Origin of the sequence: Streptomyces sp. NPDC101151 (genome assembly GCF_044768335.1) — a bacterium.
Classification (GTDB): Bacteria; Actinomycetota; Actinomycetes; order Streptomycetales; family Streptomycetaceae; genus Streptomyces.
Genome location: NZ_JBIWPP010000006.1, coordinates 58703 through 85299, shown reverse-complemented (window position 1 = coordinate 85299; position 26597 = coordinate 58703). Strand labels below are relative to the sequence as shown.

Sequence of the window (26597 nt, the reverse complement as noted above, 5' to 3'; positions counted from 1 at the left end):
TATCGCCTGAACCCCGGGCGAACCGTCACCCGGGGTTCCTATGAGAAGCGCCCTACTTGCCCAGCCGGTTCGCCGTGTGGACCGCGCGCAGCACCGCCGCCGCCTTGTTGCGGCACTCCTGGTCCTCGGCGACCGGGTCGGAGTCGGCGACGATGCCCGCGCCGGCCTGCACATACGCGGTGCCGTCGCGGAGCAGGGCCGTACGGATGGCGATGGCGGTGTCGGAGTCGCCGGCGAAGTCGAGGTAACCGACGCAGCCGCCGTACAGGCCGCGCCGGGACGGTTCGAGTTCGTCGATGATCTGCATGGCGCGGGGCTTGGGAGCGCCGGAGAGGGTGCCCGCCGGGAAGCACGCGGTCAGCACGTCGAACGCCGTACGGCCGTCCGCGACCCTGCCGGTGACCGTCGACACGATGTGCATGACGTGCGAGTAGCGCTCGACGGACATGAAGTCCACGACCTCCACCGAGCCGGGTTCGCAGACCCGGCCGAGGTCGTTGCGGCCGAGGTCGACCAGCATCAGGTGCTCGGCGCGCTCCTTGGGGTCGGCGAGCAGTTCCTCGGCGAGTGCCTGGTCCTCCTGCGGGGTGGCGCCGCGGTGCCGGGTACCGGCGATGGGGTGGACCATCGCGCGCCCGTCCTCGACCTTCACCAGCGCCTCGGGGGACGAGCCGACGACGTCGAAGGCGCCGCCGCCGTCCCCGTGGGGGAACCGGAACAGGTACATGTACGGCGACGGGTTGGTGGCCCTGAGGACCCGGTAGACGTCGAGTGCGCTCGCCGTGCACGGGGTCTCGAAGCGCTGGGAGGGCACGACCTGGAAGGCCTCGCCCGCGCGGATGCGCTCCTTGACGTCCTCCACGGCCGCCTGGAAGTCGGGGCCGCCCCACAGCGCGGTGTACTCGGGCAGTTCGGAGGGGGGCAGGACCGCCGGGGGCTGGGCGACCGCCCGGGTCAGGTCGGCCTCCATGGCCTCGAGGCGGGCCACGGCGTCCGCGTAGGCCTCGTCCACTCCGGTGTCGAGGTCGTTGTGGTTGATCGCGTTGGCGATCAGCAGGACCGAGCCCTCCCAGTGGTCCATGACGGCGAGGTCGCTGGTGAGGAGCATGGTCAGCTCGGGCAGCTTCAGGTCGTCGTGCTCGCCGGGGCCGATCTTCTCCAGGCGGCGGACGATGTCGTAGCCGAGGTAGCCGACCATGCCTCCGGTGAAGGGCGGCATGCCCTCCTGGTGCGGGGTGTGCAGGGCCTGAAGGGTGGCGCGCAGGGCGGCGAGCGGGTCGCCGTCCGTGGGGACGCCGACGGGCGGGGTGCCGAGCCAGTGGGCCTCGCCGTCCCGTGCGGTGAGGGTGGCGGCGGAGCGCACGCCCACGAAGGAGTAGCGGGACCAGGAGCGGCCGTTCTCCGCGGACTCCAGCAGGAAGGTGCCGGGGCGCTCGGCGGCGAGCTTGCGGTAGAGCGCGACCGGGGTGTCGCCGTCGGCGAGGAGCTTGCGCGTGACCGGGATGACGCGCCGGTCGGTGGCGAGCTTGCGGAAGGTCTCGAGGTCCATGGCGGCAGACCTTACTGATCGGAGGCGGGTCGGCCGGAATCGGCGTCCTTGACGAGCACGTCGGCGTCGAAGCAGGTGCGGGCGCCGGTGTGGCAGGCGGCGCCGACCTGGTCGACCTTGACCAGCACGGTGTCGGCGTCGCAGTCGAGGGCGACGGACTTCACCCACTGGAAGTGACCGGAGGTGTCGCCCTTGACCCAGTACTCCTGGCGGCTGCGGGACCAGTAGGTGCAGCGGCCCGTGGTGAGCGTGCGGTGCAGCGCCTCGTCGTCCATCCAGCCGAGCATGAGCACCTCACCGGTGTCGTACTGCTGGGCGATGGCGGGCAGGAGTCCGTCGGCGCTGCGCTTGAGGCGCGCGGCGATCCCGGGGTCGAGGCTGCTGGGCGGAGGCGTGCTGGTCATGGGTGCCATTGTGCCGCGCCGCACGGACAGTGACGGTCCGTGTCCACTGGATGAGCACTGGGGCGCGAAGCGCCTCGTCGAGGGGTGGCGGCCGGGTGACGGGTGGGCGGAACGGCGGGCGGGTGGGCGGAACGGCGGGCGGCGGTGCGGCCCGCGCCCGCTGGGCGGAGTCGGTGCGTGGTCGTAGGCTGACTGCATGTCGACCTTCGCCCAGCGTGAACGGCTTCTGTTCGCCGACCTCTTGGAAACGACCGGTCCGGACGCCCCGACCCTCTGCGAGGGTTGGCAGACGCGTGATCTCGCCGCGCACGTGGTGGTGCGGGAGCGGCGGCCGGACGCCGCCGGGGGCGCGCTGCTCAAGCCGCTCGCGCCGCGCCTCGAGAAGGTGATGGGCGAGTACGCCGCGAAGCCGTACGAGGAGCTGATCCAGCTGATCCGTACGGGCCCGCCGCGTTTCTCGCCCTTTCAGCTCAAGCAGATCGACGAGGCGGCCAACATCGTGGAGTTCTACGTCCACACGGAGGACGTACGCCGCGCCCAGCCGGACTGGACGCCCCGCGAGCTCGACCCCGTCTTCCAGGAGGCCCTGTGGTCCCGTCTGGAGCGCACCGCCCGGCTGCTGGGCCGGGGTGTGCCGACGGGCGTGGTCCTGCGGCGTCCGGACGGCCAGACCGCCGTCGCCCACCGGGGCGCTCCCGTGGTGACGGTGACGGGCGAGCCGTCGGAGCTGCTGATGTTCGCGTTCGGCCGGCAGAGCGCGGCGAAGGTCGAGCTGGACGGCGACGAGAACGCGATCGCCAAGCTGCACGAGTCGAAGCAGCTGGGCATCTGAGAGGCCGGCCATGATCAAGGTCGCGATGACCGGTGTCTACGTGGACGACGTGCCGACGGCGCACGCCTTCTACACCGACGTCCTCGGCTTCGAGACCCGTACCCACCTGGACCTGGGCGGCGGCACGCTGTTCATCACGGTGGGCGCCCCGGCCGGGGCCCAGCCGGACCTCCAGCTGCTGCTGGAGCCCGGCGACGGCCCCATCGCGGAGCCGTACCGCCGGGCTCTGTACGAGGCGGGGATCCCGTGCATCGTCTTCTCCGTGGACGACATCCAGGCGGAGTACGAGCGGCTGTGCGGCCTCGGGGTGCGGTTCACCCACGAGCCGCAGGAGCAGGGGCCGGTGATCGCGGCCGTGCTCGACGACACCGTGGGCAACCTGGTGCAGCTGGCCCAGCCGAAGGGCTGAGCAGGCGGGCCTGCCGGAATCGCGGGGTCCGGCACGCCCACCCGCGCCGACGAGGCACCGCCGCCCGGAGCCGGCCGGATCCGCCGGACGGGCCCTAGCGGGGCAGCTCGGCGCGGCGCAGACCCGGGGCGCACAGGACGACGACCCCGCCGAGCCCGCAGACGACGGCACTGACGACATAGACCGGGCCGATGCCCCAGGCCGCGATCGCCGCGGCCGCGAACGGCATGCTCAGTGGGGCGAGACCGAGGCTGACCAAGCCGGATACGGCCGTGACCCGGCCGAGGTAGGCGGGGTCGGCCTGGGTCTGCAGCAGGGCGCCGCACATGGCGCCGCTGAGCCCGGCGAGCAGCCCGACGAGCAGGGCGACCCCGACGGCCGCGACGAGGCTCGGGACATAGGCGAGGGCACCGATCGCCACGGAGCCCGCGAGGATGGCGCACGCGGCGACCAGCCCGGCGCGCGGCAGCCGCCCCCGGACGGTCAGCAGGAGCGAGGCGGTGCCCGCGCCGGCGCCGAACCCGGCGAGCACCCAGCCAAGACCGGAGGCGCCCCAGCCGCGCTGGTCGGCGAGCAGGGCCAGACCGACGTTGAACGGGCCGACGAAACCGAGGTCGCCAAGGGCGATGGCCAGCATCAGCGGGGCCAGGACGCGGTGGCCGCGGAGGTAGCGCAGCCCCGCCTTGAGGTCCCGCCACGGGGTTTCCTCCCGCGCACCGCTCCTGTCGTCCGCCGGCAGGTCCCGGACCCGTACGGAGACCAGCAGCGGCAGGGAGACCGCGATGAGCAGCCCGGCGAGCCCGAAGGCGGCCGTCGCGCCGCCGGCCGCCACGGCGAGGCCGCCGAGCGGGGCGCCGACGACGTTCGCGAAGCGGATCGCGAGGCCCCGCATGCCCTGGACCCGGGCCAGTTGGTCCTTGCCGGTGATCCGCGCCGGGAGGGCTCCGACGGCGGGCAGGAACACGGCGTCGACGGTGCCGAAGACCAGGGCCAGCAGGGCGAGCGGCCACAGCCCGGGACTGGTGAGGAACAGCAGGGCGGCCACCGCGAGAACGGCCGCGCAGCGCACGGCGTCGCTGCCGATGACGACCCGGCGCGGGCCCAGCCGGTCGGCGAGCACGCCTCCGCCGAGCATCAGCACGGCCCTCGGCAGGGCGCTGACCGACATCACGACACCGGCCTGTGCGGGGCTTCCGGCCTGGACGGCGGCCCAGGACAGGGCGATGTAGTAGACGCTGTCGCCGAGCATGGAGGAGGCGTAGGCACCGAGCCAGCGCAGGACATTGGGGTCGCGGTGGGCGGGGCGGCCGTCGGTGGCGGAGACCGGCGGTATGAGGGTGGCGGTCACGGGAGGGCCCTTCTCAGACGCGGAACGGGAATCCGTACACGTGCAGCGCGACGTGCTCGCGCCCTTCGGTGTCACCGGCTGCTGCGGCGGACCGGCCCTTCTCGTCGTACTTCCTGACCAGGGCGATCAACTCCTCCTGGAGTTCGGTCAGTTCGGCCGCGGTGAGGCGCATCAGGGACTCGCTGTCGGGTGCGGCGGCGTTCCACTCGGCGCTCCAGGTGGCGCGTTCGTCGAGGTAGCGCCGGTACAGGTCGGCGCGCTGTTCGTGGAAGAGCCGGGTGGCCGCCAGATGGGCGGCCGCCTTCTCGGGGGCGTCCCGGAAGTCCTTGTCGCGGATGCTCACACCCTCCGAGGAGGGCTGCCACCAGCGTTCCCGGCCGTCCGCGCTCTGTGGCTCGGCCTCCTCGATCAGCCCCTGCTCGGCGAGCTTGCGCAGGTGGTAGCTGACCAGTGAGACGGCCTCGTCGACCTGGTCGGCGAGGTGCGAGGCGGTCGCCTTGTCGGCCACGCACAGGGCTCGGTACAGCTTCATCCGCAGCGGGTGGGCAAGGGCTTTCAGTGTGCCCACGTCGGTGATGGGACGGCTCCCCTTGGCTGTCATGCACTCAACGCTAAATGAGAAAGAAAAGTTGCACAACATTTTTTGCGCAACTTCTCTTTCTTTTCTGGGAACGAGAAGGCCCCGGCCGCCCGAGGGCAACCGGGGCCGGAGGCCGACACGGCCTCACCGCACGGGGTGTCCCGCCTCCCGCAACGTCTGCTTGACCTCGCCGATGCGCAGATCCCCGAAGTGGAAGACGGAGGCGGCCAGGACCGCGTCCGCGCCCGCCCCGACGGCCGGCGGGAAGTCCGCCAGCCTGCCGGCGCCGCCCGAGGCGATCACCGGGACGGTGACGTGCTTGCGCACGGCCGCGATCATCTCCAGGTCGTAGCCGTCCTTGGTGCCGTCCGCGTCCATGGAGTTCAGCAGGATCTCCCCCGCGCCCAGCTCGGCGGCCCGGTGCGCCCACTCGACGGCGTCGATGCCGGTACCGCGGCGGCCGCCGTGGGTGGTGACCTCGAAGGACCCGGACTCGCCACGGCGCGCGTCGACCGACAGCACCAGCACCTGACGGCCGAACCGCTCGGCGATCTCCCGGATGAGGTCGGGACGGGCGATCGCCGCCGTGTTCACGCCCACCTTGTCGGCCCCGGCGCGCAGCAGCTTGTCCACGTCCTCGGCCGTGCGCACCCCGCCGCCGACGGTCAGCGGGATGAACACCTGCTCGGCGGTGCGGCGCACCACGTCGTACGTCGTCTCACGGTTGCCGGACGACGCGGTGATGTCCAGGAACGTCAGCTCGTCGGCGCCCTCGGCGTCGTACACCTTGGCCATCTCGACGGGGTCGCCGGCGTCGCGCAGGTTCTGGAAGTTGACGCCCTTGACGACCCGGCCGTTGTCCACGTCCAGGCAGGGGATGACTCGTACGGCCAAGGTCATGCGGACACTCCTCGGAACGCCTCCACCTCGATCTCGACGACCAGACTGGGGTCCACGAAACCAGAGACGATGATCATGGATGCGGCGGGCCGGACGGTGTCGAACAGCTCCTTGTGAGCCCGCCCGACCTCGTCCACGTCCCTGGCATGGGTGAGGTACATGCGCGTGCGCACGACATCGTCCCGGCCGAGCCCCAGCCGGCCCAGCGCTGCCAGCGCGACGTTGAAGGCGTTGACCGCCTGCTCGTACGGGCCGCCGCCGGCGATCTGGCCGTCCACGATGGACGTGCAGCCCGAGACCAGGACAAGGCCGTTGGGCAGCTCGACCGCACGGGAGTAGCCGAACTGCTCCTCCCAGGGCGCGCCGGTGGTCACGCGTCGTACGTCGCTCACTGCGCTACCGCCTCCAGGGCCTCTTCCAGGGTGAACGCCTTCGCGTACAGGGCCTTCCCGACGATGGAGCCCTCGACACCGAGGGGTACCAGCTCGGCGATGGCGCGGAGGTCGTCCAGCGACGACACGCCGCCGGAGGCCACGACCGGCCGGTCCGTCACTCCGCAGACGTTGCGCAGCAGCTCCAGATTCGGGCCCTGGAGGGTGCCGTCCTTGGCGATGTCGGTGACGACGTAGCGGGCGCATCCCTCCTTGTCGAGGCGCGCCAGCGTCTCGTAGAGGTCGCCGCCGTCGCGGGTCCAGCCGCGGCCTCGCAGCGTCGTGCCGCGCACGTCCAGGCCGACCGCGATCTTGTCACCGTGCTCGGCGATGACCTTGGCCACCCACTCGGGGGTCTCCAGGGCGGCGGTGCCGAGGTTCACCCGGGTGCAGCCGGTGGCGAGGGCGGCGGCGAGGGTGGCGTCGTCGCGGATGCCGCCGGACAGCTCCACCTTGATGTCCATCGCCCGGGCGACCTCGGCGATCAGTTCCCGGTTGTCACCCGTACCGAAGGCGGCGTCCAGGTCGACCAGGTGCAGCCACTCGGCACCGGAGCGCTGCCAGGCGAGGGCGGCCTCCAGCGGGGAGCCGTAGGACGTCTCGGTCCCGGACTCGCCGTGCACGAGGCGGACGGCCTGGCCGTCGCGGACGTCGACGGCGGGAAGGAGTTCGAGCTTGGCCATGGTCTACAGGGTTCCGATCCAGTTGGTGAGGAGCTGGGCACCGGCGTCGCCGGACTTCTCGGGGTGGAACTGGGTGGCCCACAGGGCTCCGTTCTCCACCGCGGCCACGAAGGGCTTGCCGTGCGTCGACCAGGTGACCCTGGGGGCCGCGATCAGCGGGTTGTGCGACTCCAGGGTCCAGTCGTGGACGGCGTAGGAGTGCACGAAGTAGAAGCGGGCGTCCGCGTCCAGGCCGGCGAACAGCTCCGAGTCGGCCGGGGCGTCGACGGTGTTCCAGCCCATGTGGGGAACGATCTCGGCCTGGAGCGGCTCGACGGAGCCGGGCCACTCGTCGAGGCCCTCGGTCTCCACGCCGTGCTCGATGCCGCGCGCGAACAGGATCTGCATGCCCACGCAGATGCCCATCACCGGCCGCCCGCCGGACAGCCGGCGGTCGACGACCCAGTCACCGCGGGCCGCACGCAGCCCCTCCATGCAGGCGGCGAAGGCGCCCACGCCCGGGACCAGCAGACCGTCGGCGTTCATCGCCCGGTCGAAGTCGCGCGTTATCTCGACGTCGGCTCCCACGCGCGCGAGGGCGCGCTCGGCGGAGCGGACGTTGCCGAAGCCGTAGTCGAAGACGACGACCTTTTTCGTGGCAGGGCTCAATTCCACACCTCCAGCCGCATCACGCCCGCGACGAGGCACAGGGCCGCACCGATGGAGAGGAGCACGATCAGGCTCGCGGGCATCTTCTGCTTCGCGAAGGAGATGATCCCGCCGACCAGGAAGAGGCCGACGACGATCAGGAGGGTCGAGAGACCGTTCATGGGTTTACAGCGCGCCCTTCGTGGAGGGGAGGATGCCGGCCGCGCGGGGATCGCGCTCGCTGGCGTAGCGCAGGGCCCGGGCGAGCGCCTTGAACTGGCACTCCACGATGTGGTGCGCGTTGCGCCCGTAGGGCACGTGCACGTGCAGCGCGATCTGCGCCTGCGCGACGAAGGACTCCAGTATGTGCCGGGTCATCGTCGTGTCGTACTCGCCGATCATCGGCGCCATGTTCTCGGGCTCGGTGTGCACGAGGTAGGGGCGGCCGGACAGGTCGACGGTGACCTGGGCGAGGGACTCGTCCAGCGGAACCGTGCAGTTGCCGAAGCGGTAGATCCCCACCTTGTCGCCGAGGGCCTGCTTGAAGGCGGCGCCGAGCGCGAGGGCGGTGTCCTCGATGGTGTGGTGGGAGTCGATGTGCAGGTCGCCGTCGGTCTTGACGGTCAGGTCGAACAGGCCGTGCCTGCCGAGCTGGTCGAGCATGTGGTCGTAGAAGCCGACGCCGGTGGCGATGTCGGTCCTCCCGGTGCCGTCGAGACCGATCTCGACCAGCACCGAGGTCTCCTTGGTGGTGCGCTCGATTCGTCCGACGCGGACATCGCGAGTCATGCCTCAAGCTCCTTCTTCAGTTCCCGTACCGCGTCGAGGAACGCGTCGTTCTCTTCGGGGGTTCCGGCGGACACCCGCAGCCATCCCGGTACGCCGTTGTCCCGGACCAGGACGCCCCGGTCGAGGATCCGCCGCCAGGCGTCGTGGGCGCTCTCGAACCGGCCGAACTGCACGAAGTTCGCGTCGGACCCGATGACGTCGTAGCCGATCGCGCGCAGTTCGGCGACCAGCCGGTCGCGCTCCGACTTGAGCTGCTCGACGTACTTCAGCAGCGTGTCGGTGTGCTCCAGGGCGGCCAGGGCGGTCGCCTGGGTGATCGCGGACAGGTGGTACGGCAGTCGTACGAGCTGTACGGCGTCCACGACCGCGGGGTGCGCGGCGAGGTAGCCGAGCCGCAGGCCGGCGGCGCCGAAGGCCTTCGACATGGTGCGGGAGACGACCAGGTGCGGCCGGCCCTCCAGCAGCGGCAGCAGCGAGTCGCCGTGACTGAACTCGATGTAGGCCTCGTCCACGATCACCATGGACGGCCTGGCCGCCTGGGCCGCGTCGTACAGCGCGAGGACCGTCTCGGGCGGAACCGCGTTTCCGGTGGGGTTGTTGGGGGTGGTGATGAAGACGACGTCGGGCCGGTGCTCGGCGATGACCCGCTCGGCGGCCGCGGGGTCGATCGTGAAGTCCTCGCCCCGCGGGCCCGGGATCCAGCCGGTCCCCGTGCCGCGAGCGATGAGCGCGTGCATCGAGTACGACGGCTCGAAGCCGAGGGCCGTACGGCCCGGTCCGCCGAAGGTCTGCAGCAACTGCTGGATGACCTCGTTGGAACCGTTGGCCGCCCACACGTTCTCGATGCCGAGCGGGTACTTGCCGGTCCTGGTCAGGTACTTGGCCAGCTCGGTGCGCAGCTGGACCGCGTCCCGGTCGGGATAGCGGTTCAGGCCGCGGGCGGCCTCGCGCACCCGCTCCGCGATCCGCTCGACCAGCGGCTCGGGCAGCGGGTACGGGTTCTCGTTGGTGTTCAGCCGTACGGGGACGTCCAACTGGGGCGCGCCGTAGGGGGACTTGCCGCGCAGCTCGTCGCGGATGGGGAGCTCGTCCCAAGGGGACAGAGAGGGGTTGCCGGTCACTTGCTCTCGGGTACCTTCCAGCCGAACCTCGCCTTGATCGCCGCGCCGTGCGCGGGCAGGTCCTCCGCCTCCGCCAGCGTCACCACGTGGTGCGCGACCTCGGCCAGCGCGTCCTTCGTGTAGTCCACGATGTGGATGCCGCGCAGGAAGGACTGGACGGACAGGCCGGAGGAGTGGCAGGCGCAGCCGCCGGTGGGCAGGACGTGGTTGGACCCGGCCGCGTAGTCGCCGAGCGAGACGGGGGCCCAGGGACCGATGAAGATCGCGCCCGCGTTCTTCACGCGGCCGGCGACCGCGGCGGCGTCGGCGGTCTGGATCTCCAGGTGCTCGGCGCCGTAGGCGTCGACCACCCTGAGGCCCTCCTCGATGCCGTCGACCAGCACGATCGCGGACTGCTTGCCGGCCAGGGCCGGGCGGATGCGGTCCTCGATGTGCTTGGTGGCCCCGACCTGCGCCTCCAGCTCCTTGTCCACCGCGTCGGCCAGCTCGACGGAGTCGGTGACGAGGACGGCCGCCGCGAGCGGGTCGTGCTCGGCCTGGCTGATCAGGTCCGAGGCCACGTGCACCGGGTCGGCGGTGTCGTCCGCGAGGACCGCGATCTCGGTGGGGCCGGCCTCGGCGTCGATGCCGATCTTGCCGGTGAAGTAGCGCTTGGCTGCGGCCACCCAGATGTTGCCGGGGCCGGTGACCATGTTCGCGGGCGGACAGGACTCGGTGCCGTACGCGAACATCGCGACGGCGGTGGCGCCGCCGGCCGCGTAGACCTCGTCCACACCGAGCAGGGCGCACGCCGCGAGGATCGTCGGGTGCGGGAGCCCGCCGAACTCGGCCTGGGCGGGGGAGGCGAGCGCGATCGACTCGACTCCGGCCTCCTGCGCGGGCACCACGTTCATGATCACGGAGGACGGGTAGACCGAGCGGCCGCCCGGGGCGTAGAGCCCGACACGTTCGACCGGCACCCACTTCTCGGTCACGGATCCGCCGGGCACGACCTGGGTGGTGTGCGTCGTACGGCGCTGCTCGCGGTGGACCAGACGGGCGCGGCGGATGGACTCCTCCAGGGCCGCGCGCACGGCCGGGTCGAGGGCCTCGAGCGCCCCGGTGAGCGCCCGGGCCGGGACACGGACGGATTCCAGCCGTACTCCGTCGAACTTCTCGGCGAAGTCGATCAGCGCCGCGTCGCCCCGATGATGCACGGCTTCGCAGATCGGACGCACCTTCTCCAGGGCGGTCTGAACGTCGAAGTCGGCTCGGGGCAGCAGGTCGCGCAGGGCGGGGCCCTCAGGAAGGGCGTCGCCGCGCAGATCGATTCGGGAGATCACGGTGTCAATTCTCTCAGACCGGGGTCGGGAGCCGTCCGCGCGTATCAATGGCTGATACAGAACGTGGCCCAACAGGTGGTACATAGCCTGGCTGGAACCCGGAAGATCGCCTTCACGTCTTGTGTACAAGGCGTCACTCAGCGGGCATGAACGGGTGTACGAAAAAACGTGACTCGTGAGTAGTCGAGAAAGCTCGTGTGCAGGTGAGAGAGAAGGAAGAGCGGTGACCGAGGGAGCCGGCATCCGCGCCGGGGACCTGCCGGACGACCTGACCGCGGCCGAGGCGGGCATGTGGCAGGCCTTCCGCAACGGCAGCGTGTACGACCTCAGCAGCGGCGACGCCGTCGTGGACGATCCGCACGGCGGGCACCCCTGGGGGCCCGAGCGGAGCGTGCGGGCGCGCATCATCTGCTGGCTGCTGCTGGACGGGCCGCCCGCGCTCGCGGGCCGGGTGTCCTCGCTGAAGCTGGTCGGCGTGCGGATCACCGGCACGCTGGACCTGGCGGGCGGCACGGTCACGCCGTACCTGGAGATGCGCGGCTGCCGCTTCGACGAGGAGATCCTCCTCCCCGAGGCCCGGTTCACGACCCTGCGCCTGGTGGACTGCGCGGCGCCGCGCCTGGAGGCGGCCCGGGTGCACACCGAGGGCGATCTGCACCTGCCGCGCTGCCGCTTCCAGAACGGCGTCCGGCTGACCGATGCGCACATCGGCACGGACCTGCTGCTCAACCAGGCGATCGTCTACCGGGACCGCAGCGGCCGTTCGATCGCCGCGGACGGCATGACCGTGGGCCAGGATCTGCAGGCGGAGCTGCTGGAGTCGCACGGCGAGCTGAGCCTGCGCAGCGCCAAGATCGGGGTGTCGCTGAGCCTGCGGGGGGCGAAACTGGCCAACCCGTACGCGCGCCTCGCCCTGAACGCCCCCCAGCTGACGGTGGAGCGCACCCTGTACCTGACCCCGGCCGGCGTGGGCAATCCGCTGCTGAGCGGGACGACCCCCGCGCGCGGGACGCGCATCCAGCGCTTCGAGTGCCGGGGCGGGATACGGCTGGACGACGGGCGGTTCGGCGACGCCGTGGACATGGAGCGGGCCCGGTTCGCCTTCACCGACGACCAGGAGCTGTCGCTGCGCCGGGTGCAGACGCCCGAGCTGCGCTTCCTCGGGGACCAGCCGCAGCGCGGGAAGGTGGTGCTGTCCGGTGCGCGGGTCGTCAATCTGGTGGACCGAGCGGGCAGTTGGCCGGGGCCGGGCAACCTGCACATGGGCGGCTTCGCGTACGAGAGTCTCGTACCGCAGGGGCCGTTCCCGCTGACCCGGCGCCTGGACTGGGTGGCGGCGGCCACCGCCGAGTACAACCCGGAGCCGTACGAACGGCTGGCCTCCGTGCTGCGCGCCGCCGGGGAGGACGAGGACGCCCGCGAGGTGCTGCTCGCCAAGCAGCGCCGGCGCCGCGAGACACTGCCACTGGCGGGCAAGTTCTGGGGGTACGTCCAGGACTGGACGGTGGCCTACGGCTACCGCCCCGGCCGGGCCGCGGTGTGGATGGCGGTGCTGTGGGCGGCGGGCACGCTGGGCTTCTCGCACGCCGACCATCCGCCGATGAACTCCGGCGGGCATCCGACCTGGAGCCCTGCCCTGTTCACGCTGGACCTCCTGCTGCCGGTGATCGATCTGGGCCAGGCGGGCCAGTGGCAGCTGCGCGGCGGCTGGCAGTGGCTGGCGGCGATGATGATCACACTGGGCTGGATACTCGCGACCACGGTGGCGGCGGGCGCGACCCGGCTGCTCAGGCGGGGCTGATACCCAAGTTCACCGAGAGGTGGGACGCAAGGGCTGAACAGTCACGTTTTACCCGTCCTTGACCATCGGCCATACAACTTTCCATGACTTGCCCGGATCCTCTGGCGCACTCCCGACCTGCGGACTTTCAATGGTCGACACCATGGCTCTGCTGCCGGCGTTCCTCCGCCCCACACGGATGACACGACGTGCCTCGCGCCCCGCCGCCCCACCGCGGGGCGGTGACGAGGCCGTCCTCGACGCGCCCGACGAGCGCCTCTCCCCCACGCTGGTCGCGGCCGGCCGGGGCGAGTACGGCGCCGCCGCCGCCCTGCTCGCCACCACCCGCGCCGCGGCCGAATGGGAGGACCGCGACCGGTACGCCAAACGGCTGGCCGCCTTCGCCCGCTCGCGCCCCGAATGGTTCGAGGAATGGCAGGCGGCCGCCCCGGGCGACCCCGACGCGGCCCTCGTCGCAGCCCAGCTGGCGGTGGACCGCGCCTGGCCCTCGCCGGCCCGGGCCGAGCTGCTGCGCGAGGTGAGCCCGCTGATCACGGCCGCCGCCCGCGCCGACGACCGCGACCCGGTGCCCTGGCGGATCGCGCTCGACCACGCGCGCGGCTCCCGGGCCGGGCACCGCTACTTCGAGGAGCTGTGGGAGGCGGCGGTCCGGCGGGCACCGCACCACTACGGCTGCCATGTGGCCGCCCTGCGCTATCTCGGCGCCTCCTGGCACGGCTCGCACCGCGAGTGCTTCGACTTCGCCGACCGGGCCGCACAGGACGCCCCGGCCGACTCGCTCGTCCAGGCGCTGCCGGCCCGGGCGGCCCTCGGCTACCTCACCGACGGCTGCGGCCCCGAGGTGCCGCGCGAGCGGCTGCACGCGGCGGCCGACCGGGCGGTCACGCTCTCCGGGCGGTTCCCGGCCGCCACACCCTGGCCCGCCGAGGTCCGCAACAAGCTGGTCTACGTCCTCGCCCGGCTGGAACGCTGGGAGGACGCCCGCACCCAGCTGCACCTGATCGGCCCGTACGCCACATCTTTCCCCTGGGACCGGCTCTCCGACGACCCGCTGGGCCACTTCCTGCGGCTGCGCGAGGCACTGCTGACGGCCGCTCCCCACACCTCCCTGACCGAGCTGCTGGCGGCGCCGCCGCGGCCGCGGAACGAGCACCGCGGCCAAGCCCCCGCATCGGACCATTAGGCTGGGGCGCCGTGACCACCGTCCGTCTCCCCCTCTTTCCGCTGAACTCGGCGCTGTTCCCCGGGCTCGTGCTGCCACTGAACATCTTCGAGGAGCGCTATCGCGCCATGATGCGCGAGCTGTTGAAGACCCCTGAGGACGAACCGCGCCGGTTCGCCGTCGTGGCGATCCGCGACGGCTACGAGGTGGCGCCGAGCGCCCCTGGCATGCCGGATCAGACCGCGGAGCCCGAGCGTGGCCCGTCCGCGGGCTTCGGCCCCGAGCCCCTCAAGTCCTTCCACGGCGTGGGCTGCGTGGCTGACGCGGCGACCATCCGCGAGCGCGCCGACGGCACGTTCGAGGTGCTGGCGACCGGGACGACCCGGGTCCGGCTGCTGTCCGTGGACGCATCGGGCCCGTTCCTGACGGCGGAGGTGGAGGAGCTGTCGGAGGACCCCGGCGAGGAGGCGGGCGCGCTCGCGGAGGGCGTCCTGCGCGCCTTCCGCCAGTACCAGAAGCGCCTGGCAGGTGCCCGTGAGCGCTCCCTGTCGACGGGCGCGGACCTCCCGGACGACCCCTCGGTGGTCTCCTACCTGGTGGCGGCCGCCATGGTCCTGGACACACCGACGAAGCAGCGGCTGCTGCAGGCGCCGGACACCGCCTCCCGGCTCCGGGACGAGCTGAAACTGCTTCGCGCGGAGACGGCCATCATCCGTAATCTGCCGTCCTTGCCCGCGTTCGAGCTGACGCGGACGCGGACCAGCCTGAACTGAGCGAACGAGGCCGACACCCCTGATGGCGAAGAAGTCGAAGAAGCAGCAGTCCGAATCAGCGACGCGCGAAGCGCATGCGAACAGGGCTGGTGGTGGGCGACGGGCCGGCGGGACGCCCGCGACGGTGGCCCTGACGGCGGCCGGCGTGGACTACACGGTCCACTCCTACGACCACGACCCCGCCCACCCCTCCTACGGCGAGGAGGCGGCCGAGGCGATGGGCGTCTCGCCCGACCGGGTCTTCAAGACCCTGGTGGCCGACGTGGACGGCGCCCTGACGGTGGCGGTGGTCCCGGTGGCCGGCACGCTGGACCTGAAGGCGCTGGCCGCGGCGGTGGGCGGCAAGCGGGCGGCCATGGCCGACCCCACCCTCGCGGAACGCACCACGGGCTACGTGCGCGGCGGCATCTCCCCGCTGGGCCAGCGCAAGAAGCTCCCCACGGTCCTGGACGACTCGGCCGGGACCCACACCACGATCTGCGTCTCGGCGGGCCGCAGGGGCTTGGAGGTCGAACTGGCCCCCGGGGACCTGACGCAGCTGACCGGCGCGGTGCTGGCGCCGATCGGCCGGGGCTGACGGGGTTACGTCAGCGGGGCTCCGTAGGAATCCTTGGGGGCCTGCCCCTGCTGATAGGGCTCGGGATCCCGCGGCCCGAACAACGCGGTGAGTCCGAGGTGCACCAGCAGCGCGGCAAGCGGCCAGGCCAGCAGCGCGCCCTTCGCCCCCAGCTTCAGCGGCGCCGAGAAGGTGACTCCCTTCCCCACCGCCTTCGCGTGGGCTATGACATCGGACCCGGGCCCCAGCCACACCCCCAGCCGCCACGCCAGGAACGACCCGAGCAGGCCGCCCACACCCAGCGCCACCACCAGCGGCACACCCCCGCGCCGCCGCAGCAGGAACACGACGACCGCGCTGACCAGCCCGAAGGCCAGCCCCAGCAGCGTGAACGTGCCGTCCACGCCGGCAGCCTGCTCGCCCTCGGAGTCCTTGATGTAGACGACCCAGCTCTTGCCGACCTCGTCCCCGACCAGCGGCACATGCGGCGCCAGCCACCACCACAGCAGTCCGAACAGGACGCCGCCGAGAGCCACGGCCACCGTGATCACGGCGGCCTCCCGCACTTCGGTCTTCATCCCAGGGCCGTCCTGTTCGTACAGGCCCACGACCGGCGCCCCGGCAGGCGGCGGCGCCTGCCGGACCTGGTGCGGGGAGTCGTCGTGCGGCGGCGGAGGCGGAGTCAGCGGTGCGGTCACCCTGCCATCGTGCCAGGTCGCGCTGTGGGCCGCGTCACCGGACGGCAGCCCTGCGGTACGCCCAGGTCGCCACGGCCAGCGAGACCACGCCGACGCCCGCGCACACCCCCAGGTCAGCAAGGACGACGGCCCAGTCGGGGTGCGCCCCGAAGGTCCGCGCGTATGCCTCCACACCGTAGGTCGAGGGCAGCAGATCCCTGGCCAGCCGTACGAACTCCGGCATCCGGTCGGCCGGCAGCACCCCGAGCAGCAGCGCCGCCGACATGCCCAGCTGTCCGAGCAGCGTGGCCAGCTCGGGCCGCGGCGCGAGCAGTCCACAGGCGGCACCGAGCCCGGCGAGCGCGGCTCCGGCCAGCGGGATCACGGCCACCAGGATCCACAGGTTGGACAGCGGCAGCCCGAACAGCACGCACCCGAAGACGGCGGTCACCAAGGTCCCCGGCACGGTGAAGGAGGCGTACGCCCCCGCCGCGCCCAGCACCACCGCCGCCGGCGGCACCGGCAACGTGGCGTAGTGGTCGAGCCCGCCGCTGGCCCGCAGTTGCCCGAAGTACTGGGACAGCAGATTGAGCGCGACGTAGGCGACGACGAGCACCGAGGAACCCGCCACCACGGACTGGGCCTCGCTGTCGCTGTCGACGACACCCCGCATCATCACGGCGATACCGACGGACTGGAACGTCGCCACGAACAGCAGCGGGATGCGCGCCACCCGGGCCCGGGACAGCTGCGCCCGGTAGACGGCCACCAGCGACGGCCACAGCCGTGCGGGCGGCCCCAGCTCGGCCGCGGGCCGGGCCGTCTCCGGCACGGCCCGGGTACCGCTCGGCAGAACCTCCGCGGGTACGACACTCACAACGAGCTGCTCCTCTTCCCGACGGCGTTCGCCTCGCCGTCCTCCCGGGGCCACGCACGGGACCCCCACAGGGACGATACGCATCCGGCGCCCCGCCCGCTCACGCCTTCACCAGCCCCTGGCGCGCCGCCCCGCCCAGCGCCAGGTAGACGTCCTCCAGGCTGGGTGTGGCGAGCGTGAAGTCGTCCAGCGCGGCGAAGGCCGCCCCGCCGGTCACCGTGGCGACGGCGGCCCGGGCCTCCTCGGGCGCGAGCCGGAGCGTCCAGCGCCGGCCGGACTCCACGGCCCGTTCGCGCAGCACGGCGACCTCGGGCACGTCCAGCGGGGCCCGCTCCCGCCACACCAGCTCCACCCGTACCTCGCCGGACACCTGTTCCTTCAGCCCGGACGGGGTGTCACAGGCGATGACCCGGCCCTGGTCCAGAACGGCGACCCGGTCCAGGACGGTCTCGGCCTCGATGACGTTGTGGGTGACCAGCACCACGGTCGTGCCGCGCTCGGCCCGCCGCCGGTCCACGGCCGTCCACACCGCGCGCCGGGCCACCGGGTCCATGCCGGTGGTCGGCTCGTCCAGCACGAGCAGCGCCCGTTCCCCGACGAGGGCCGCGGCGAGGCAGGCGAGCCTGCGCTGGCCGCCCGACAGCTTCTTCAGCGCCCGTCCGGCGATCGGGGTGAGCCCCAGTTCGTCGAGTACGGCGTCCCGCTCGGCCCGCGCCCGCCGTACGTCCAGACCGCGCAGCCGCCCGGTGGTCTCGGCGGCGAGCGCGACGGTCAGCTCGTCCAGGGCGGAGGACTCCTGCCCCAGGTAGGCGAGGATGCGCGCGGCGCGCTCGGGGTGTCTGACGATGTCGTGGCCGAGGATCTCGACGCTGCCGGTGTCCGGCCGCAGCAGGCCGGTCAGCTGCCGTACGAGGGTGGACTTGCCTGCGCCGTTCGGCCCGAGCAGCCCGAAGATCTCGCCGCGCCGCACATCCAGTTCCACGCCGTCGGTGGCCCGCACCTCGGGCGTACCCGGCGCTCCGCGCCGCCCCTTCACGGGCGGGTAGGTCTTGCTGAGCCCGCGCACGCGTACGACCTCGTCATGCCGAAGTGCCTGTCCCGCGCGCGTACTCACAAGGCACGAGACTACGGGGTCGGGGGCCTTTACTCGTCTTTGGGGCCTCTTCTCACCCTCGGCCGCTCATCGTCATCGCCGGGAAGGTCCCGGCTCATTCCCCCGCCGGGGCATGCTCGGCAGCCGCAGGCACGTCGATCTCCCGCCAGAAGCCGGCCCGGATGGCGTAACGGTCGTGCTCGTCGATCTGATCGTCCTTGTGGGCGAGCAGCCCGAAGCGGGCGGCGTAGCGCAGCAGCTCGCCGTCGATGCGGTGCGGGATGCGCGGGTACATCGTGGACAGCCGCTGCAGATGGCTCTGGTCGCCGAGCCGGGAGATCCACCGGCGGGCGAAGACCTGCCCCACCTCGTACGGGTCGCCGCCGACCGTGGTGATGTCCTCCTCCCGGTCGGCCCACCGCTGCTCGGCGGTGGTCAGCTGGGCCAGGGTCGGCATGGAGGCGACCTCGGGCGGCTCGGAGACCCCGCCCGGCCGGTCCACCCAGCCCTTGTCGGAGGACCACCTCAGGGTCGCGGTGCTCGGATGCTGCACGGTCTGAGCACCGGGTGCGCGCAGCGCGGCGAGGTCCTTGGGCGTGGGTACGCCCTTGGGGGCGGGCACCCGCTCCTGGCTGCCGTTCTCCGACGCCGCGACGGCCGGCGCGTGGGCGCCCTCCTCCGTGGGGCCCTCGGCGGCCGTGCCGAGCGCGGACTCTGGCAGCGGCGCGGAGAGGATCGCCGCGATCTCGGGGCGGGGTGCGGGCGGCGGGGCGCAGACGCCGGTCAGCTCCTTGGCGCGGACCGCCTGGGTTATCCAGGCCCGGTCCAGTACGCGCCGCTCGTCGGCCTCGGCGACCAGGTCCTCGGACTGGTTGTAGTCCCCGTCGGCGGCCTGTACGGCCCACAGGTGGACGGCGACGCCGTGCTCCTTGGCGGCCATCATGCCGGGCAGCAGGTCGCCGTCGCCGGTCACGAGGACGACGTCGGAGCAGGCCCGGTTGCGGGCCAGCTCGGTCAGCTCGGCGTGCATGGCGGCGTCCACGCCCTTCTGCGCCCACCGTCCGTCACTGCGGGTGAGCGCGCCGAGCCGGACGGTGACCCGGGGCATCACACGCAGCCGGCGGTGCTCCGGCTGGGGAACCCGGTCGGGGGCGCCGTCGAACCAGTAGATGCGCAGCAGCGGGCGCTCGGTCTCCGACTCCGCGCGTTCGCGCAGGGCCTGGATCAGCGCGGCATGGTCGACGGTGATCCGGGACCGGGAGGGCTCACCGGCGAGGAGGCTGGCGGCGGCTCCCAGCAGATATCCGGCGTCCACCAGGACGATGCAACGGTCCACGCGACTCACCCTCTTCCCGGGAGGCATTGCTTCGGACTTTCTTCGAGTCTGCCCGACAGCGCGGGGCTTAACGGCCCGAACTCGATCTTCGGCGTGGCGTTTGCGAACATCGCCGGCTCACTTACCCTGTCACACACGGTAATTATCCGACATGCGCCTGATGTCAGCCTATGTGAATCTGGTCCCGGCCCTGGCCCCTAGATCCCCCACAGGAGGCAGATCACCATGGCCAAGAACAAGAACCGCAAGCAGGGTGGCCCGCAGAACCGCGCTTCGCAGGCCGAGCAGGCTCAGGAGCACGCACAGCGGTCGTCCACGGAGGCGCACGAGTCTCCGATGCACGTCCCGGGCAGCCCGGCGGATGTTGCTCGTAAGCAGCAGAAGCGCTTCGGCCACAACTAAAGGGCAGTTGAAGCCCAGGTACACGGAAGGGGCGCACCCGTCGAGGGCGCGCCCCTTCCCGTCGCATCGGCTCAGCCCGCCAGGCAGGACGGGCCGAGCAGCACCTTCAGGTCGCCGAAGAGCGCCGGATCCGGCTTGACCCGGTGCCGGTCCAGGCGCAGCACGGTGGTCTTGCGCGGGCCCTGGAGCTTGATGCGGACCTCGCTGTCACCCTTGTGATGGCTGAGGATCTCGCCGAGGCGGCTGACCATCGGCGGGGTGACCCTGGTGGCCGGGATGGTGAGGATCACCGGCGCGTTGGTGCCCGCGTTGGACAGGTCGGGGACCATCAGCTCCATCGCGACCAGTCGCGGCACGTCCTCGCGCTTGTCGAGGCGGCCCTTGACGAACACGACCGCGTCCTCGACCAGTTGGGTCGACACCAGCTGGTAGCTGGCCGGGAAGAACATGCACTCGATGGAGCCGGCGAGGTCCTCGACGGTGGCGATCGCCCAGGCGTTGCCCTGCTTGGTCATCTTGCGCTGCAGACCCGAGATGATGCCGCCGATGGTGACCACCGCGCCGTCCGCGTGCTCACCGCCGGTGAGCTGGGAGATACCCGCGTCCGCCTTGTCGGACAGCACGTGCTCCAGGCCGAAGAGCGGGTGGTCGGAGACGTACAGGCCGAGCATCTCCCGCTCCTGGGCGAGCAGATAGGTCTTGTCCCACTCCTCGTCGGTGAACTGCACGTCGAGTCCGAAGCCGGGCTCGGTGCTCTCCTCCTCGCCCATGCCGCCGAAGAGGTCGAACTGTCCCTCGGCCTCCTTGCGCTTGACCGCGACCACGTTGTCGATCATCGGCTCGTACTGGGCGGTCAGGCCCTTGCGGGTGTGCCCCAGGGTGTCGAAGGCTCCTGCCTTGATCAGCGACTCCGTGGTGCGCTTGTTGCACGCGACCGCCTCGACCTTGTCGAGGTAGTCGGGGAAGGAGGCGTACTTGCCCTTCGCCTTGCGGCTCTTGATGATCGACTCCACCACGTTGGTGCCGACGTTGCGCACGGCCTCCAGGCCGAAGAGGATCACGTCGTCGCCCTGGGCGGCGAAGTTGTGCACCGACTCGTTCACGTTCGGCGGGAGCACCTTGATGCCCATGCGGCGGCACTCGTTGAGATAGATGGCCGACTTGTCCTTGTCGTCCTTGACGGACGTCAGGAGCGCGGCCATGTACTCGGCGGGGTAGTTCGCCTTGAGGTACGCGGTCCAGTACGAGACCAGGCCGTACGCGGCCGAGTGGGCCTTGTTGAAGGCGTAGCCGGCGAACGGGACCAGCACGTCCCACAGGGCCTGGATGGCCTCGTCGCTGAAGTCCTTCTTCCGTGCGCCCTCCTGGAAGAGGACGAAGTTCTTGGCCAGTTCCTCGGGCTTCTTCTTGCCCATCACGCGGCGGAGGATGTCGGCCTCGCCGAGCGAGTAGCCCGCGATGATCTGGGCGGCCTTCTGCACCTGCTCCTGGTAGACGATCAGGCCGTACGTGACGGCCAGGACCTCTTCGAGAGGCTCCTCCAACTCCTTGTGGATCGGGGTGATCTCCTGGAGCTTGTTCTTGCGCAGGGCGTAATTGGTGTGCGAGTCCATGCCCATCGGGCCCGGACGGTAGAGCGCCGACACGGCGGAGATGTCTTCGAAGTTGTCGGGCTTCATCAGGCGCAGCAACGAGCGCATGGGGCCGCCGTCGAACTGGAAGACGCCGAGGGTGTCGCCGCGCTGGAGCAGTTCGAAGGTCGTCGGATCGTCGAGCGGCAGGCTCAGCAGATCGATGTCGACGCCCTTGTTGGACTTCACCATCTTGACGGCGTCGTCCATGATCGTGAGGTTGCGCAGGCCCAGGAAGTCCATCTTGAGCAGGCCGAGCGACTCACAGCTCGGGTAGTCCCACTGCGTGATGGTCACGCCGTCGGTGTGCCGCACCCACACCGGGACGTGCTCGGTGATGGTCTCGCTGGACATGATCACGCCGGCCGCGTGCACGCCCATCTGCCGGACCAGACCCTCGACGCCCTTGGCGGTGTCGATGACCTTCTTCACGTCCGGCTCGTTCTCGTACATCCCGCGGATCTCGCCCGCCTCGCCGTAGCGCGGGTGCGAGGGGTCGGTGATGCCGTTCAGGTCGATGCCCTTGCCGAGGACGTCGGCGGGCATCGCCTTGGTGAGGCGGTCGCCCATGGCGTACGGGTAGCCCAGCACGCGCGCGGAGTCCTTGATCGCGTTCTTGGCCTTGATCTTGCCGTAGGTGCCGATCATGGCGACCTTGTCGGCGCCGTACTTCTCCGTCACGTACCTGATGACTTCGACGCGCCGGCGCTCGTCGAAGTCGATGTCGACGTCGGGCATGGAGACGCGCTCGGGGTTGAGGAAGCGCTCGAAGATCAGACCGTGCGGGATCGGGTCGAGGTCGGTGATGCCCATGGCGTAGGCGACGATCGAACCGGCCGCGGAGCCTCGGCCGGGGCCGACCGCGATGCCGTTGTTCTTGGCCCACATGATGAAGTCGGCGACCACGAGGAAGTAGCCCGGGAACCCCATCTGGATGATGACGTCCATCTCGTACTCGGCCTGCTTCTGGCGGTCCTCGGGGATGCCGCCCGGGAAGCGGCGCTCCATGCCGCGGCGGACCTCCTCCTTGAACCAGGTCACCTCGGTGAAGCCCTCGGGGATGTCGAACTTGGGCATGAGGTTCCGCGCCTCGAACATGCCCGTGGTGTCGACCATCTCGGCGACGAGGAGCGTGTTGGCGCAGCCCTCCTGCCAGGCGTCCGAGGAGTCGATGGCGTACATCTCGTCCGTGGACTTCAGGTAGTAGCCGGTGCCGTCGAACTTGAAGCGGTCCGGGTCGGAGAGGTTCTTGCCGGTCTGGATGCACAGCAGGGCGTCGTGGGCGCCCGCCTCGTGCGCGTACGTGTAGTGCGAGTCGTTGGTGACCAGCGGGGGGATGCCGAGCTTCTTGCCGATCTCCAGGAGGCCGTCGCGGACCCGGTGCTCGATGTCGATGCCGTGGTCCATCAGCTCCAGGAAGTAGCGGTCCTTGCCGAAGATGTCCTGGTAGTCGGAGGCGGCCTTGATGGCCTCGTCGAACTGACCGAGGCGCAGCCGGGTCTGCACCTCGCCCGAGGGGCAGCCGGTGGAGGCGACGATCCCCTCGGACCACTGCGAGATGGTCTCCTTGTCCATCCGCGGCCACTTCTGCAGCCAGCCCTCGGCGTACGCGTCCGAGGACAGCCGGAAGATGTTGTGCAGGCCGGTCCTGTTCACCGCCCACATCGTCTTGTGGGTGTAACCACCCGAACCGGAGACGTCGTCCCGCTTCTGGTGCGGCTGGCCCCACTGGATCTTGCGCTTGTTGCGCCGGGACTCGGGGGCGACATACGCCTCGATACCGATGATCGGGGTGATTCCGGCCTTTTCCGCAGTGTGGAAGAAGTCGTACGCCCCGTGGAGGTTGCCGTGGTCGGACATGGCGATATGGGTCATGCCCATCTCGTTGCACGCGTCGAACATGTCCTTGAGCCGCGCGGCACCGTCCAGGAGCGAGTACTGGGTGTGAACGTGCAGGTGCGTGAAGGGCGGCTTTGACACGGTTTCGGCCTCCAAAGAAAACAGGTGTCTACGATCTTCCGACCGGCTGTGGACCGACCGCGGACGGTCTGGGGGACAACGTCGAATCCTATGCCCCGCCACTGACACCCGCGGGCGATCGCGGCGTACCTTCATGCGGGAACCGGGCACTCCCGCGTGGCGTCGCCCGTTGAGACGGCGGAAGCGCTGCCGTACTCGTTCCCGCACGTTCATGCACCACCCGTCCTGCCCCAGGAGGCACCCCGCGATGTCGGTTCCCCAGCTCAACGACGAGCAGCGCGGCGAGGAGATCCTCGCCGTCTTCGACACCGCCTTCGGCCGGCTCCTGGCCGCCGACCCGGCCGCGTTCCGGGTGAAGTTCCGGAAGATGGCAGCCTCGGCGTTCGCGTTCTACCGGGGTACGGCGGGCCTCTTCTACTACGATCTCGACGCGGAGAAGCGCGGCGGCCCGTACCTGGACGACCGCACCTCGCGCGTGTGGATCCACGGCGATCTGCACGCCGAGAACTTCGGCACCTACATGGACTCCAACGGCCGCCTGGTCTTCAACGTCAACGACTTCGACGAGGCCTACGTCGGCCCCTTCACCTGGGACCTGAAGCGCTTCGCCGCCTCCGTGGCGCTCATCGGGTACGCGAAGGCGCTCAGCGACGAGCAGATCACCGAACTGGTGACGATCTACGCGGCCGCCTACCGCGAGCGCATCCACGCCCTGGCCACGGGCGCCAAGCGCGACGAGGTGCCGCCGTTCACGCTGGACACCGCGCAGGGTCCGCTGCTGGACGCGCTGCGTGACGCCCGCTCGCTGACCCGCTTCGAGCTGCTGGACTCGATGACCGAGATCCGCGACTTCGAGCGCCGCTTCGCGCCGGGCGGCGGCTCCGTCGAGCTGGACGCGGCCACTCGCTACAAGGTGCTGGCCGCCTTCGACGGCTACCTGGAGACCCTCCCGGACTCCTCCCTGGCCCGCCCGGACTCCTACCGGGTGAAGGACGTCGTGGGCCGTCGCGGCATCGGCATCGGCTCGGCGGGCCTGCCGTCGTACAACATCCTCCTGGAGGGTCACAGCGACGCCCTGGAGAACGACGTCGTGATCTACATCAAGCAGGCCCAGACCCCGGCCGTCTCCCGGCACATCACGGACCCGGCGATCGCGGAGTACTTCCAGCACGAGGGTCACCGCACGGTGATCTCCCAGCGCGCCCTGCAGGCGCACGCCGACCCGTGGCTCGGCTGGACCGAGCTGGACGGCGCGGGCCAGCTGGTCGCCGAGGTCTCGCCGTACGCCGTCGACCTGGACTGGGGCGACATCGACGACCCGGAGGAGATCGCGGCCGTCGTCGCCGACCTGGGCCGGGCCACGGCCACGATGCACGCGGCGGCGGACGACACCTCCGGCGAGTCCCTGGTGCCGTTCTCCACCGAGCGGGCCATCGACGCGGCGCTCGCGGCCGACGAGGACGGCTTCGCGCCTCTCCTGGTCGACTTCGCGCACAGCTACGGCGCACGCGCGCGTGCCGACCACCAGGTCTTCGTCGACCTGTTCCGCAACGGCCGGATTCCGGGGCTGTAACCTCGCACACTCACAGGCACCCTTTAGGGGTCCTTTACCCGCGTACGTGACACACTCTCCTTTCGCTATGGACATATCCGGGACCCAGCTCAGAGCCGTGCGCGCGGCGCTGTTCACGGCTGTCGTCGTGACGCTCAGCACCGCGTCGCACGTTCTGCTGTCCCGGGCCCCGCTGCCGGTCGCGACCGTGGCCGCAGTCGCCGCCGGCGTGTTCCTGACCGCGTACGCGCTGGCGGGCCGCGAGCGCGGCTTCGGCCGGATCGCGGCCCTGTTGATCCCGCTGGAGCTGGCCGCGGACACGGTGTTCACCACCGGCCAGCACGCCTGTTACGGCAGGGCAGGCGGCCCGATCGCCGGACCGCTGCGCGCCGTCGGCCTGGACGTGCTGTGCCAGGGCGCGGTGGGCACCCCACTGGCCCAGGTCACCGGCGCCCCGGGCCGCAGCGCCGGGGCACTGCTCGCGCACGCCAGCCCGGCGGCCGCCTGGCTGCTGCTCGCCGCGCACATCTGCGTGGGTCTGGTGGCCGCCGCCTGGCTGCGCCGGGGCGAGCGTGCCCTGACCCAGCTGCTGCGCGCGGTCGCCGCGACCACCTTCCGGCCACTGCTGCTTGCGGTCGCCGCGGTCGCCGTACGGCGGTACCCGACGCGCCGGCTGCCGCGCCCGGCCCCCCGGCCGGCCACCGCCCGCGACCGGCTCCTCGTGCACTCCCTGGGACGGCGTGGACCGCCGTGCTCCCCCGCCGCCCTCGCCTGAGCGACAACCGCTCTTCCGCGAGCGACGGCGACTGAGCACGATCAGTCCCCCATACGTATCCCGCGTACGGCATGTGCGCGTCCCCCATGGAGATCACCGATATGAGCAAGCGGAACAGCCAGACGGCGAAGACGGCGGCTCGGGAGCGGCTGCGCCAGGAGCGCGAGCGGCAGGCCAGGCGCGACAGGATCAGGCGACAGGTCATCGTCGCCGCCTCGGTCGTGGGCGTGCTGGCCGCGGCCGGCGGCATCGGCTACGCCGTGGTCCAGATGAACAAGCCCAGCTACTGGGAGGGCTTGAAGGACGCCAAGGTCGTCGCTCCGGCCAACACGACGGGCGCCAAGGGCACCACGGTCGTCATAGGCAAGGACACCGCGAAAAAGACCCTGAAGGTCTACGAGGACTCGCGCTGCCCGGTCTGCGCCCAGTTCGAGCAGAGCGTCGGCTCGACGGTGAAGAAGGACCTCGACGACGGCAAGTTCAAGATCCAGTACATCGGTGCCACGTTCATCGACAAGAAGGACAACGGCCAGGGCTCCAAGAACGCGCTGAGTGCCCTGGGCGCCGCGCTGAACGTCAGCCCCGAGGCGTTCGCCGAGTACAAGACCGCGCTGTACTCGGCGAAGTGGCACCCGGCCGAGCAGACCGACAAGTTCAAGGACGACAGCTACCTCATCAAGGTCGCCGACACCGTGCCCGCGCTGAAGAACAACAAGAAGTTCCAGGACGCGGTCGAGAAGGGCACCTACGACGCCTGGGCGATGGCCATGTCGAAGAGCTTCGACGACAACAAGGACAAGGTGACGGGCACCCCGAGCTTCGTCATGGACGGCAAGAAGCTCACCGTCGACAGCCAGGGCAATCCGCCCATGACGGCCGCCGACTTCACCAAGGCGATCGACGCGGCTCTCAAGGGCTGACCTCCCGTCAGTAACTGATCACCGCGTGAAGAGCGGGCGAACTTTCTGAGTTCGCCCGCTCTGGCGC

The 26597-nt window shown here is 71.1% G+C and carries 27 protein-coding genes; 10 read left to right on the top strand and 17 right to left on the bottom strand.

Annotation, left to right across the window (positions count from 1 at the left end; translation table 11 throughout):
* Positions 1-52 precede the first annotated feature (52 nt).
* Positions 53-1549 carry an anthranilate synthase component I gene (locus ACIRU3_RS13620; protein WP_404055669.1) on the bottom strand — a complete coding sequence of 499 codons (1497 nt, stop codon included), beginning with the start codon at positions 1547-1549 and terminating at the stop codon, positions 53-55.
* Between the two features lie 11 nt (positions 1550-1560).
* The gene (hisI, locus tag ACIRU3_RS13615) at positions 1561-1953 is read right to left on the bottom strand and encodes a phosphoribosyl-AMP cyclohydrolase (protein WP_404055667.1); all 393 of its coding nucleotides are present in this window, start codon (positions 1951-1953) and stop codon (positions 1561-1563) included.
* A gap of 196 nt (positions 1954-2149) precedes the next feature.
* Here hisI and ACIRU3_RS13610 point away from each other — a divergent pair, with 196 nt between their 5' ends.
* Together ACIRU3_RS13610 and ACIRU3_RS13605 are read left to right on the top strand one after the other, a co-directional pair.
* Positions 2150-2785 carry a TIGR03085 family metal-binding protein gene (locus ACIRU3_RS13610; protein ID WP_404055665.1) on the top strand — a complete coding sequence of 212 codons (636 nt, stop codon included), beginning with the start codon at positions 2150-2152 and terminating at the stop codon, positions 2783-2785.
* A 10-nt stretch (positions 2786-2795) separates the two neighbouring features.
* Positions 2796-3194 carry a VOC family protein gene (locus ACIRU3_RS13605; protein ID WP_404055663.1) on the top strand — a complete coding sequence of 133 codons (399 nt, stop codon included), beginning with the start codon at positions 2796-2798 and terminating at the stop codon, positions 3192-3194.
* 94 nt (positions 3195-3288) lie between these two features.
* Here the strand turns inward: ACIRU3_RS13605 and ACIRU3_RS13600 are convergent, their stop codons facing one another.
* From ACIRU3_RS13600 to hisD, 10 genes are all read right to left on the bottom strand, one after another.
* On the bottom strand, positions 3289-4542 hold the full coding sequence (locus ACIRU3_RS13600; RefSeq protein ID WP_404055661.1) for an MFS transporter: 1254 nt from the start codon (positions 4540-4542) through the stop codon (positions 3289-3291).
* Between the two features lie 13 nt (positions 4543-4555).
* A complete protein-coding gene (locus tag ACIRU3_RS13595; RefSeq protein ID WP_404055659.1) occupies positions 4556-5143 on the bottom strand; it encodes a helix-turn-helix domain-containing protein in 588 nt (195 codons plus the stop codon).
* Between the two features lie 123 nt (positions 5144-5266).
* On the bottom strand, positions 5267-6022 hold the full coding sequence (hisF, locus tag ACIRU3_RS13590) for an imidazole glycerol phosphate synthase subunit HisF (RefSeq protein WP_404055657.1): 756 nt from the start codon (positions 6020-6022) through the stop codon (positions 5267-5269).
* A complete protein-coding gene (locus ACIRU3_RS13585; RefSeq protein ID WP_404055655.1) occupies positions 6019-6414 on the bottom strand; it encodes a RidA family protein in 396 nt (131 codons plus the stop codon). The genes hisF and ACIRU3_RS13585 overlap by 4 nt, the downstream gene beginning before the upstream one ends.
* The gene (gene priA / locus ACIRU3_RS13580; protein WP_404055653.1) at positions 6411-7136 is read right to left on the bottom strand and encodes a bifunctional 1-(5-phosphoribosyl)-5-((5-phosphoribosylamino)methylideneamino)imidazole-4-carboxamide isomerase/phosphoribosylanthranilate isomerase PriA; all 726 of its coding nucleotides are present in this window, start codon (positions 7134-7136) and stop codon (positions 6411-6413) included. Before priA ends, ACIRU3_RS13585 begins: the two co-directional genes overlap by 4 nt.
* A gap of 3 nt (positions 7137-7139) precedes the next feature.
* The gene (gene hisH, locus ACIRU3_RS13575; protein ID WP_404055651.1) at positions 7140-7790 is read right to left on the bottom strand and encodes an imidazole glycerol phosphate synthase subunit HisH; all 651 of its coding nucleotides are present in this window, start codon (positions 7788-7790) and stop codon (positions 7140-7142) included.
* A complete protein-coding gene (locus tag ACIRU3_RS13570) occupies positions 7781-7945 on the bottom strand; it encodes a hypothetical protein (RefSeq protein ID WP_404055649.1) in 165 nt (54 codons plus the stop codon). Before ACIRU3_RS13570 ends, hisH begins: the two co-directional genes overlap by 10 nt.
* A 4-nt stretch (positions 7946-7949) precedes the next feature.
* Entirely contained in the window at positions 7950-8552 is a 603-nt protein-coding gene (gene hisB / locus ACIRU3_RS13565; protein ID WP_404055647.1) for an imidazoleglycerol-phosphate dehydratase HisB, read from the bottom strand.
* Positions 8549-9673, bottom strand: a complete 1125-nt coding sequence (locus ACIRU3_RS13560; RefSeq protein WP_404055645.1) for a histidinol-phosphate transaminase — start codon at positions 9671-9673, stop codon at positions 8549-8551. The genes hisB and ACIRU3_RS13560 overlap by 4 nt, the downstream gene beginning before the upstream one ends.
* Positions 9670-10995: a histidinol dehydrogenase gene (gene hisD / locus ACIRU3_RS13555; protein WP_404055643.1), complete on the bottom strand. Its 1326-nt coding sequence runs from the start codon at positions 10993-10995 to the stop codon at positions 9670-9672. The genes ACIRU3_RS13560 and hisD overlap by 4 nt, the downstream gene beginning before the upstream one ends.
* A gap of 223 nt (positions 10996-11218) precedes the next feature.
* On the opposite strand from hisD, the gene ACIRU3_RS13550 reads away from it, so the two are divergent.
* The 4 genes from ACIRU3_RS13550 (at position 11219) to ybaK (ending at position 15308) form a co-directional block, all read left to right on the top strand.
* Complete coding sequence (locus ACIRU3_RS13550; RefSeq protein WP_404055641.1) at positions 11219-12796, top strand: oxidoreductase; 1578 nt, start codon at positions 11219-11221, stop codon at positions 12794-12796.
* Positions 12797-12926: 130 nt separating this feature from the next.
* Positions 12927-13979 carry a hypothetical protein gene (locus tag ACIRU3_RS13545; protein WP_404055639.1) on the top strand — a complete coding sequence of 351 codons (1053 nt, stop codon included), beginning with the start codon at positions 12927-12929 and terminating at the stop codon, positions 13977-13979.
* A gap of 11 nt (positions 13980-13990) precedes the next feature.
* The gene (locus ACIRU3_RS13540; protein WP_404055637.1) at positions 13991-14731 is read left to right on the top strand and encodes an LON peptidase substrate-binding domain-containing protein; all 741 of its coding nucleotides are present in this window, start codon (positions 13991-13993) and stop codon (positions 14729-14731) included.
* Positions 14732-14753: 22 nt separating this feature from the next.
* Positions 14754-15308 carry a Cys-tRNA(Pro) deacylase gene (gene ybaK / locus ACIRU3_RS13535; RefSeq protein ID WP_404055635.1) on the top strand — a complete coding sequence of 185 codons (555 nt, stop codon included), beginning with the start codon at positions 14754-14756 and terminating at the stop codon, positions 15306-15308.
* Between the two features lie 5 nt (positions 15309-15313).
* On the opposite strand, the gene ACIRU3_RS13530 is transcribed toward ybaK, so the two are convergent.
* From ACIRU3_RS13530 to ACIRU3_RS13515, 4 genes are all read right to left on the bottom strand, one after another.
* Positions 15314-15985, bottom strand: a complete 672-nt coding sequence (locus tag ACIRU3_RS13530) for an AAA family ATPase (RefSeq protein WP_404055633.1) — start codon at positions 15983-15985, stop codon at positions 15314-15316.
* Positions 15986-16019: 34 nt separating this feature from the next.
* Positions 16020-16841, bottom strand: coding sequence for an ABC transporter permease (locus ACIRU3_RS13525; RefSeq protein ID WP_404055631.1), 822 nt, complete (start codon positions 16839-16841; stop codon positions 16020-16022).
* 100 nt (positions 16842-16941) lie between these two features.
* Positions 16942-17955: an ABC transporter ATP-binding protein gene (locus ACIRU3_RS13520; RefSeq protein WP_404055629.1), complete on the bottom strand. Its 1014-nt coding sequence runs from the start codon at positions 17953-17955 to the stop codon at positions 16942-16944.
* A gap of 94 nt (positions 17956-18049) precedes the next feature.
* Complete coding sequence (locus ACIRU3_RS13515) at positions 18050-19270, bottom strand: NYN domain-containing protein (protein ID WP_404055627.1); 1221 nt, start codon at positions 19268-19270, stop codon at positions 18050-18052.
* A gap of 225 nt (positions 19271-19495) precedes the next feature.
* On the opposite strand from ACIRU3_RS13515, the gene ACIRU3_RS13510 reads away from it, so the two are divergent.
* Positions 19496-19672, top strand: coding sequence for a hypothetical protein (locus ACIRU3_RS13510; protein ID WP_404055625.1), 177 nt, complete (start codon positions 19496-19498; stop codon positions 19670-19672).
* Positions 19673-19743: 71 nt separating this feature from the next.
* Here the strand turns inward: ACIRU3_RS13510 and dnaE are convergent, their stop codons facing one another.
* Positions 19744-23283, bottom strand: coding sequence for a DNA polymerase III subunit alpha (dnaE, locus tag ACIRU3_RS13505; RefSeq protein WP_404055623.1), 3540 nt, complete (start codon positions 23281-23283; stop codon positions 19744-19746).
* Positions 23284-23530: 247 nt separating this feature from the next.
* Here dnaE and ACIRU3_RS13500 point away from each other — a divergent pair, with 247 nt between their 5' ends.
* From ACIRU3_RS13500 to ACIRU3_RS13490, 3 genes are all read left to right on the top strand, one after another.
* Entirely contained in the window at positions 23531-24856 is a 1326-nt protein-coding gene (locus ACIRU3_RS13500; protein ID WP_404055621.1) for a DUF2252 domain-containing protein, read from the top strand.
* A 67-nt stretch (positions 24857-24923) separates the two neighbouring features.
* Positions 24924-25610, top strand: a complete 687-nt coding sequence (locus tag ACIRU3_RS13495) for a hypothetical protein (RefSeq protein WP_404055619.1) — start codon at positions 24924-24926, stop codon at positions 25608-25610.
* A gap of 101 nt (positions 25611-25711) precedes the next feature.
* Positions 25712-26530 carry a thioredoxin domain-containing protein gene (locus ACIRU3_RS13490; RefSeq protein ID WP_404055618.1) on the top strand — a complete coding sequence of 273 codons (819 nt, stop codon included), beginning with the start codon at positions 25712-25714 and terminating at the stop codon, positions 26528-26530.
* The last annotated feature ends 67 nt before the right edge of the window (positions 26531-26597 follow it).